General features: G+C 66.7%; 10 protein-coding genes. All 10 read right to left on the bottom strand.

Features of this window, described 5'->3' with window-relative positions; genetic code table 11:
- Nucleotides 1-1685 (bottom strand): carbohydrate-binding family 9-like protein (locus tag JSV65_01180; protein ID UCH34995.1); only part of this gene is annotated, 1685 nt, incomplete at its 3' end.
- 2 nt (nt 1686-1687) lie between these two features.
- Nucleotides 1688-2779, bottom strand: a complete 1092-nt coding sequence (locus JSV65_01175) for a shikimate dehydrogenase (protein ID UCH36663.1) — start codon at nt 2777-2779, stop codon at nt 1688-1690.
- A gap of 69 nt (nt 2780-2848) precedes the next feature.
- Nucleotides 2849-3748 (bottom strand): quinate 5-dehydrogenase, encoded by a 900-nt coding sequence (locus JSV65_01170; GenBank protein ID UCH34994.1) that lies wholly within the window; start codon nt 3746-3748, stop codon nt 2849-2851.
- A gap of 64 nt (nt 3749-3812) precedes the next feature.
- A complete protein-coding gene (locus JSV65_01165) occupies nt 3813-4583 on the bottom strand; it encodes a type III pantothenate kinase (protein ID UCH34993.1) in 771 nt (256 codons plus the stop codon).
- A complete protein-coding gene (locus JSV65_01160; protein UCH34992.1) occupies nt 4580-4882 on the bottom strand; it encodes a hypothetical protein in 303 nt (100 codons plus the stop codon). The genes JSV65_01165 and JSV65_01160 overlap by 4 nt, the downstream gene beginning before the upstream one ends.
- Nucleotides 4883-5060: 178 nt before the next feature.
- Nucleotides 5061-6044 (bottom strand): SigB/SigF/SigG family RNA polymerase sigma factor, encoded by a 984-nt coding sequence (locus tag JSV65_01155; protein ID UCH36662.1) that lies wholly within the window; start codon nt 6042-6044, stop codon nt 5061-5063.
- Nucleotides 6045-6117: 73 nt separating this feature from the next.
- Nucleotides 6118-6549, bottom strand: a complete 432-nt coding sequence (locus JSV65_01150; GenBank protein UCH34991.1) for an ATP-binding protein — start codon at nt 6547-6549, stop codon at nt 6118-6120.
- Complete coding sequence (locus JSV65_01145) at nt 6546-6923, bottom strand: STAS domain-containing protein (protein UCH34990.1); 378 nt, start codon at nt 6921-6923, stop codon at nt 6546-6548. Before JSV65_01145 ends, JSV65_01150 begins: the two co-directional genes overlap by 4 nt.
- A 7-nt stretch (nt 6924-6930) precedes the next feature.
- The gene (locus JSV65_01140; GenBank protein UCH34989.1) at nt 6931-7236 is read right to left on the bottom strand and encodes a YtxH domain-containing protein; all 306 of its coding nucleotides are present in this window, start codon (nt 7234-7236) and stop codon (nt 6931-6933) included.
- A gap of 290 nt (nt 7237-7526) precedes the next feature.
- Nucleotides 7527-7787, bottom strand: a 261-nt coding sequence (locus JSV65_01135) for a tRNA 2-thiouridine(34) synthase MnmA (protein ID UCH34988.1), incomplete at its 5' end; no start/stop codon positions are given.

The raw sequence follows: 7787 nt of genomic DNA, 5'->3' as shown, positions 1-7787 counted from the left end.
GCAACGAGGGGGACGCGCGTCTCCGGCGCGTTGTCGGGCCTGATGATGATCTCGCCGCGGTATTCACCGGCGGGCACGGCGGCGGGGCAATAGACCGTGACCCAGACGGGCTGAAAGCGGTCCGCCTCGACATCGAACGGCTCGATGTCCATCAGGGGATCCGGGTACCAGCCGATGCGTTCGACCTGATACGCCGGCTTGCGCGTGTGCACGAACCCGACGAGATTAAGGTTGACATTGTGATCGCGAATGCGCGCGCCGCCGGGCCCGACGAGGTCAGTCGCATACGTGCGGACGCGGTGAAGCGGCTTGTCCAACGCAAGCACCACCACCTGCACCGGCTCGTATTCGTTGCGGCACAGCCGGAGTTCCGCGGGCCGCCCGACGGGGCCGCGGTAGGGCCGGTCGGGCCGCAGCTTGCGCAGCGGCGACTCCACGCCGATGGCATAGCCAGCCTGGGGATCCGCGGTGAGCGCTGACAGCCGCAGGCGATTCGCCCGAAAATCGAGGCGATCAGCCAGTGCCGTCAGGCGCTCCCACTGGCTGCGGGCGCCGCTCGCCCAACGCTGGCGGTCTGTGGCGTAGGCCAAAAGGCGCTCTCCGTCGCGCTGCACCTTGGCCAGTTCCGGCGCAAGGCCGCGCTCGCGCGCGGGCTGGGTCAGCGTGTGCAGCATGCGCGCGATCTCTCTGAGGCGCTGCCGGTTAGGCTCGACGTGGAACGACACCGGCGTCGACCGCAGCAAGCTGCACCCCGCAGCGTCGGCGGCGTTGAGAGAGAGGGTGAGATCCCCCTCCGCACTGACTTCGTAGGGTACGCTGACGACGCGCGTGGTCTGGGAAGCGACGTCCACCGCGAGTCGCTGCTGTCGCTCGCCTGGCGTTTCCGCCCACAGGGCCACGCGTGCCGGTCGCGCGCCGCCGTTGCACAGGCGGACTTCCGCTTGGTGTCGGCCGAGGGACGGGGCGCCCGCCGATACCACGGAGGCGGTCAGAAGTCCCGGCCCGCGGAAGACGAGATCGGCGAACCGTTCCGGGTCGTGAAAGCTGCCCACCGTGGGGGAAATCTGGCTGAGTTCGCGATGGGGTCTCTCCTCGCGCGCGAGGTTGAAGCCCCAGGCCTCTAGCACGCCCGGCGGGTCGGCACCGAGGGTCGCAAACGGAACGGCGATTTCCACGGTCCAGCGGTCCGAGTCTCGGGTCGCGGCCGCGTGCCATTCGCCGTCCCATTCGTCAGGTCGCAGCGCTGCCCGTTCGTCGTACATCGCGGCGTTGGCATTGACTGCGAGGTGGAAGTAGTGGCGGCGGTCGCGCTGCGGGTCGAGAAACACCTCGACGCAGTCGTCGTGCCACACGTCGGAGTCGCGCGCGCTACGCGCCGCCCGCAGGTCTTGCATGCGGGCCTCGATGCACTCGAAGGCAAGGTACAGGGCGCCCTCGTCGTAGGCCGCCCAGGCGTGAGTCTCCTGCGTCGGGTCCGCGGCGCTGCCCATCAGGACGAACGGTCCGATGCGCGCGGCGGTCTGCCAGCACGCGTCATCAACGCGGCCGTCTATGTGCGGTGGCGCCGCGATTGGCGAGATGGAGTAGAGCGGCCGCGGTGCGAGCGCGCATGCTGCCGGGTGCGCTGCGGCGATGACCGTGATGACGCCTATCGCCACAGCTGGAATGGCACGGGTTCGCCGCATCGTTATCCTCCCGGAATGCCCCGGTTGCGCGCGCGTTCGGCAAGCTCGCGAGTGCGCTCGATGTGCTCGCTCGTAACCTCCCGTTCAAAGCTGCGGAAACCGGCGAGGCGGAAGCCGTGCTTTGTCGCGAGTTGCGCGATCTCCGTCACTTTCGCCGCGCTCAGGTCGCGACCGAGGCTGTAGGATTCGTATCGCTGTTCGAGGGCGAGGATGATCGTCTCCGACATGCACGCATACGCCGTGCGCGGCGGGAAGCCGAAATCGAATCCGAAGTCCACCTCGCCCGGAACGGCGACCACGCCGCCCTCGATGACCAGCACGTCGGGGCGTTGGTCGGCGACGCGTCTGCTCACGTCGCGCGGTCGCGCGACATCACATACCACCGCTCCCGGTCTGAGGAACTCCGGTTCGATGACCGTGTCCACGGCGCTCGTCACGGTGACCACGATGTCCGCTGCGTGGAGCGAGTCGGCGGTGTTGGTGGAGGTGGCGACCTGTGCTGGGCCTCGCGTCTGCTCGGCCACTTCGCGCAGCCGCTGCTCGTCGCGGCCGATGAGAATCAGATGCGGCACAACCGCCGCCAGCATTTGCGAGATGACGCGGCCGATCGACCCGGTGCACCCGACCACCGCGGCGGCCGACCGGGCGGGGTCCAGCCCCATGAGCCGCGCCGCCTCCAGCGCGCCCTCGATGGCGGTGTGCACCGTGTAACTGTTGCCTGTCGTGACCGCTATGTCGAGGCCGCGGGCGATGCTCACTCCAGCGTCCCCAACGACCGACGTGAACGCCCCCAGACCGACGATCCGGGCGCCCGCGTCCTGCGCCAGTTTCCCCGCCTCGATGATACGTCCGATGACGTACGCGGGATCGAGTTCGAGCATCTGCCGCGGGCCGAGAGGACACCCGACGAAAACCCCTTCGGCGCGCGCCCCGTCGCAGCCCGCGACGCCCGTGATGTGAGAGACCATCATCGGGGACATGCGCTTCAGTCCCCACTCGAGCAGGCGCGTCGGCAGATAGCGCGCAACGGCGTACTTGCGCGCCATGTCCTCCTTAACGGAGAGGGGGTGGATGATGAACCCAAAGTGACCCACGCTCATGACCGGGAATCCACGCTCGTGTGAAGTGAGAATTGCTCGTGCGTTCGCAACAGCACGGTGCCCCTAGAGATCGATGACCCGCGGCGACAGCCCGAGACGCTGCAACAACTCCAGATAGTCCTGGCCCGACAGCTCCTCGGGGCGCCGGTTGGAGATGGCCACCAGCACCGCCTCCATCACATTCGTCCCAAAGGAGCGCTCGCCGAACGCGGGCGTCGTCGTGATGAGCCTGCTGATGCCGGCGGCGCGCAGCAGCGTCACGTCATCCGCAGTGATCGTGTTCGTTATGACCGTGCGCCCATCCATGTGCGGCGGCAAGTAGCGCCGTATGAAATGGAAGTCCCCGGCGACGACCTGCGCCCGATGGAAGTACTTGTTGTACTTCGCGACTGAGGAGTCCTGCTTGTCGCCGGTGGGATAAACGACCGACATCGGCATGCGGCACAGCACGGGCAAGACGAGCATGCCCAGAAAGGATATTACCCGCGGGGAGTGCAGCGGAATCGAAACGCCGAGCGCGAAGATGAGGTCCCCGTACGTCACTCGCGCGCCCAATTCGGGCAGCACTCGCGCCATGCCGGGGCGATCAACCGCGCTCACCAGCAGCGTCTCCCTGCCGCGCACATCGAGCTGTCCTGTTTCGACCAGGCGCCGGAGCAGATGTGGTTCGAGCGTCTCCTTGAAGCCGCTCCCATCCACGACCGGGGTGCGCCGCGCGGCGCGGGCGAGTCGCGCCATCGCCTTCATCTCGTAGCGGCGGTTGCCGGCGACGAGATAGCGGTCGCCGCCGCCTAGGCCGAAGCAATCCACCGTGCCGTCGAGCCGCTCGATCAGCTCGAGAGCCTTGGCTGGGTCGCCATCGGTACCGATGCGCCGGATGTGCAGGCGATGGCCGGCGAGTTCAACCTCGACGTCGCTGTCCCGGCGCGACGATCCGAGGCTGACGCTGACGACTTGCTTCATGTCGTGGCCCACCGTGCGGCGTGCTCCTGCGGTGCTGCAACCGTTGGCGCAGTAACCGTTCGCGCTATTCTGTGCGGCTCGCGGCTTCCTCGTGATAGGCCCACGCGAGGCGCAGTCCGATGAGATTGAGTGCGGGTTCGACGCCCGCGATATTGTCGAGTTCCCGCGCGATGAGTTCCGCCCGGCCGCCGGTAAGCACGGCGGGCGCGGGTTCGCCCAACTCGGCGCGCGCTCTGGCGAGCAGCTCCTTGACCTGGCCCAGCACGCCGAAGAAGGCGCCGGCGGTCATGGCGCTGCGAGTATCGCTGGCGATCACGCGGGGCGCGGCCTCGAAGCGCACCGGGAGCAGCCGTGCCGCCTTCTCCTCAAGGGCGGCGAGTGAGGTCTCGACACCGGGAGCTATCGCGCCGCCGAGGAATTCCCCGGTGCGGGAAACGACGTTGATTACGGTTGCCGTGCCGAGGCTAACGACGATCACCGGGGCGCCGTATAGCTCGCGGGCTGCGAGCGCACCAACTAGGCGATCGGGACCGAGGGTGGCGGGCTCGGCATAGCAGTTGCGCATGCCGACGTCCGTATCACCTTCGACGACGAACGCCTCCGCGCCGACGGCATCTCGCAGGGCGATCTGCCACATCTCGGTCGCCGCAGGCACCACGCTGCACATCGCAGCTGCCGCAGGCCGGACCGGCGCGCGCGCGACCAAATCGGCGATGGACTCCGACGGCTCGTGGGCTCCGGTCGGGAAGTGCAGTTCTGTCCGCGGCCGCTCCTGTTCGAGCAATCCGAGCTTGGTCTCACTGTTGCCGACGTCAACCGCCAGCAGGGCGGTCATCGCGGGCTCACTCCCCGACACACGCCGTAGAGCTGAAGGCCTTTGCTCCCGATGAGAGATGCGACGTAGCCCATCACGAAGAGCAGCGCCACCTGGAACCCGATCCCTGCGACGACGGTCGGCAATGGCGCGTCGATGGGCTTGGCGGACGCGAGCGACACGGTCTGCTTGGCATCCTGGAACAGCGCGAAAGTCCATACGAAGACCAGCATGAGCAGCACGACGCCGAGCAGGAAAACAACGATGCCGGCGAGCATCCCGGCACTCTCCCAGCGGGTCTTGGCCTGCGAATCGGACATGAGAACCCTCACCAACGACGGTGTCTGGGCCATTCTAACAGAAGCACCTGGCGCGCGCAAGCGCGCCGGCGCGAGGCTTGTGCGGACAGCGCTTGGGACACTGACCTGCCGCGGAAAGGGATGTGTGGCCGGTGTTGGGTAACCGGGCAGGACGAGCCGGCGGTGGGGTACAACGGGGCTACTGCTCCCCGCGCACGAACTCGCGCAGGCGGGCGAGGGCCTTCTGCTGCAGCCGCGAGACGTGCATCTGCGAGATCCCCAGCCGCTGCGCGACATCGGTCTGTGACATGTTGCGGAAGAAGCGCAGCTCGATGATCTGGCGCTCTCGCTCCGGCAGGCGCTTGAGCGCATCCACCAGGCTCGAGCGCGCCCCGATCTCGTCGAACAAGGAGTCATCCTCGCCGACGTAATCGGCCAGGACCGTGTGCGATTCGTCGTCAGGCTGCCCCGCCTCGCTGTCCAGGCTGACCAGTTCATACATGTGGCCGAGCTCGATGGCTTCGATGGTCTCCTCTTCGGTGGTGCCGACCGACTGCGCAATCTCCGCCACGGTCGGGGAGCGATCGAACCGTTGCACCAGCGAGTCTATCGCCTTGTTCGCGGCGAGGTTGATCTCCTGCAGGCGCCGGGGCACCTTGATCGCCCAGCCTCGGTCGCGGAAGTAGCGTTTGATTTCGCCGACGATGGTGGGCGTCGCATACGTGGCGAAGCGGATGCCGCGCTCGGGATCAAAACGGTCCACCGCATTAATCAGCCCGATATTGCCGACCTGAACGAGATCATCCGTGGGCTCGCCGCGGTTGGCGAACTTGCGCGCCAGGAAGCGCACCAGGTTGAGGTGCATCTGGATCAGGCGCTCGCGCAGGCGTGGGTCGCCGGTGCGCTTGAGTTCCCGGAAGAGCCGCTCGACCTCTTGGTGCGTCGGCTGCTTCGCCTTGCGGGACGCCTCGCCGGGTTTTTGCCTCGTTTTGCTCACAGTAGGCAGACCATGGACTGCTATAGAGTCTCGGGTATTACCGGAGCACCGGTAATGCCCGCAGACTCTTCCGTACAAAGTTCGTTCGGGAGGAAGGTTGCCATCACTTGCGTGCTCCCCTAATGCACGAACCTCGGTAGGTATCACGGCACCGCCGCCGTCGTTCGCCGCAGGACCTCGGGCGATCCGGCCGCTGGAGCTACCGCCTGTGGCGTGACGGCTCTCGCAGCGTCCGGTTGCGCGAGTCGCTGACCAGTCTTCAGGGAGCGGGAAGGCGCTTGGTCATACGCACCAGCGTCCCTTTGCCCGGTTTGGTCTTGAACACCACTTCGTCCATCAGCGACTCAATCAGGAGCAACCCAAGGCCGCCCTCCTGGAGTTCATCCTGTTCCAACGCTTGCCGGCGGACCTCGGGATCGAATCCCCTCCCTGTATCCTGCACCTCGATCACCAGCGACTGCGACTCGATGACGCAGCACACGACAATCTCGTGACCACCCCCGCCGCACGTCTCCGCGTGTTGAATGGCGTTCGTCAACGCCTCGCCCGTGGCGACCTTGAGATCCTCGATGCTGTCGTAGTCGAACCCCATGCGGTTGGCAACGGCGGATACCGCAAGGCGCGCGACGCTAATGAATTCGGGGCGACTGGGAATCTTCAACTCGATGCGCGAAGCAGTTGTCGTGCTCATCGCCCTTCCCCCTCGTCTTCCCCCCATTCCGCCAAAGCCCGCGCGACGTCGTCGCGCACCTCGAAGACTTTCATCAGTCGCGTTATCTCGAGCAGCTTGCGAATCCGAGGAGGCGGACACGCGAGGCGCAAGTCGCCGTCGCGCTCGCGTAGGCGCTTCAACGCGCCGATCAACGCGCCGAGCGCCGTGCTGTCGAGGTATTGTGTGTCCGAGAGGTCGACCAGCAAATGCCGCACGCCGCCTTCGATCAGGCTCTGGATCTGCTCCTTGAGCTGTGGGGTGTTGTAGAGATCCACCTCGCCGCCGATGCACAGCACCGCCGTGCGTTCCCCCAGCCTTCGCGAGCTCAGGTCAACGTCGGTTTGCCTGTCCATGGTAGTCTCACTCGCCCTTGACTTTCTGCTCCAGTTCCGCGCGACGAGCCGCAGCCGCTTCTTTGGCGGTCGCCACGGCCGTGTCCAGATCTTCCTTGACGCGGTCGCCGAGATCGCGGACGGTGCCGCGCACCTGCTCCGCCACCTTGTCCGCGCGGCTGCGCAGTTCCTTGGTTGCCTCTGCCAGGTCCCCGCGGATCTCGGCCCCGGGCTTCGGCGCGTACAGGATCACCGCCGCCGCCGCGGCGGCGGCGCCGAGGCCGACGCCTACGAGGAAGCTGATGACTCCACAATCATTGTCCCTATCGCTCATGTGCGACCTCCCGTGGGGCGCATGACTTCAGTACAGCTTCTTCTCCCAAGTCGGCCGAACCCCTGCCGCCCGCGTGTCCGGTCAACGCGCAAAACCCCTTCGCGTTGCCCTCGGCTCGACGGTCACCGCCTGCCGTATGCAAGGAATGTTCTCCAGAACGGCGCTGCGGAGTCTCCGCCGGCACGGAAGAGTCGCTCTGCCGCCAACAGTCCTCGTGCACACACTCGTACGCAGAGAGTCTCAGGGCTGATGTTCGCTCCGGGGCAGGGGTATTGGGTGCGCGGGACCCTCTAGACTGCCTGCCGTTCGATGGTGCCGCCGCAAACCACCACATCGCCGTCGTAGAATACAGCCGCTTGACCCGGGGTCACGGCGCGCTGGGGGTCATCGAACTGTGCGTCGAGCCGGTCACCTGTGCCGGCGACCGTGCACGGCTGAGCCGTCATCTTGTACCGCAGCTTGCCCGTGAGACGCGTCGGCCGTTCCACGGCAGGGCGGCTGACATAGTTCGCCCCGGTCGCGAGGACGCGCGTACGGTACAGGTCGCGCTC

The organism is Armatimonadota bacterium, assembly GCA_020354555.1.
Classification (GTDB): domain Bacteria; phylum Armatimonadota; class Hebobacteria.
This window is presented reverse-complemented; position numbering and strand designations above follow the sequence as displayed.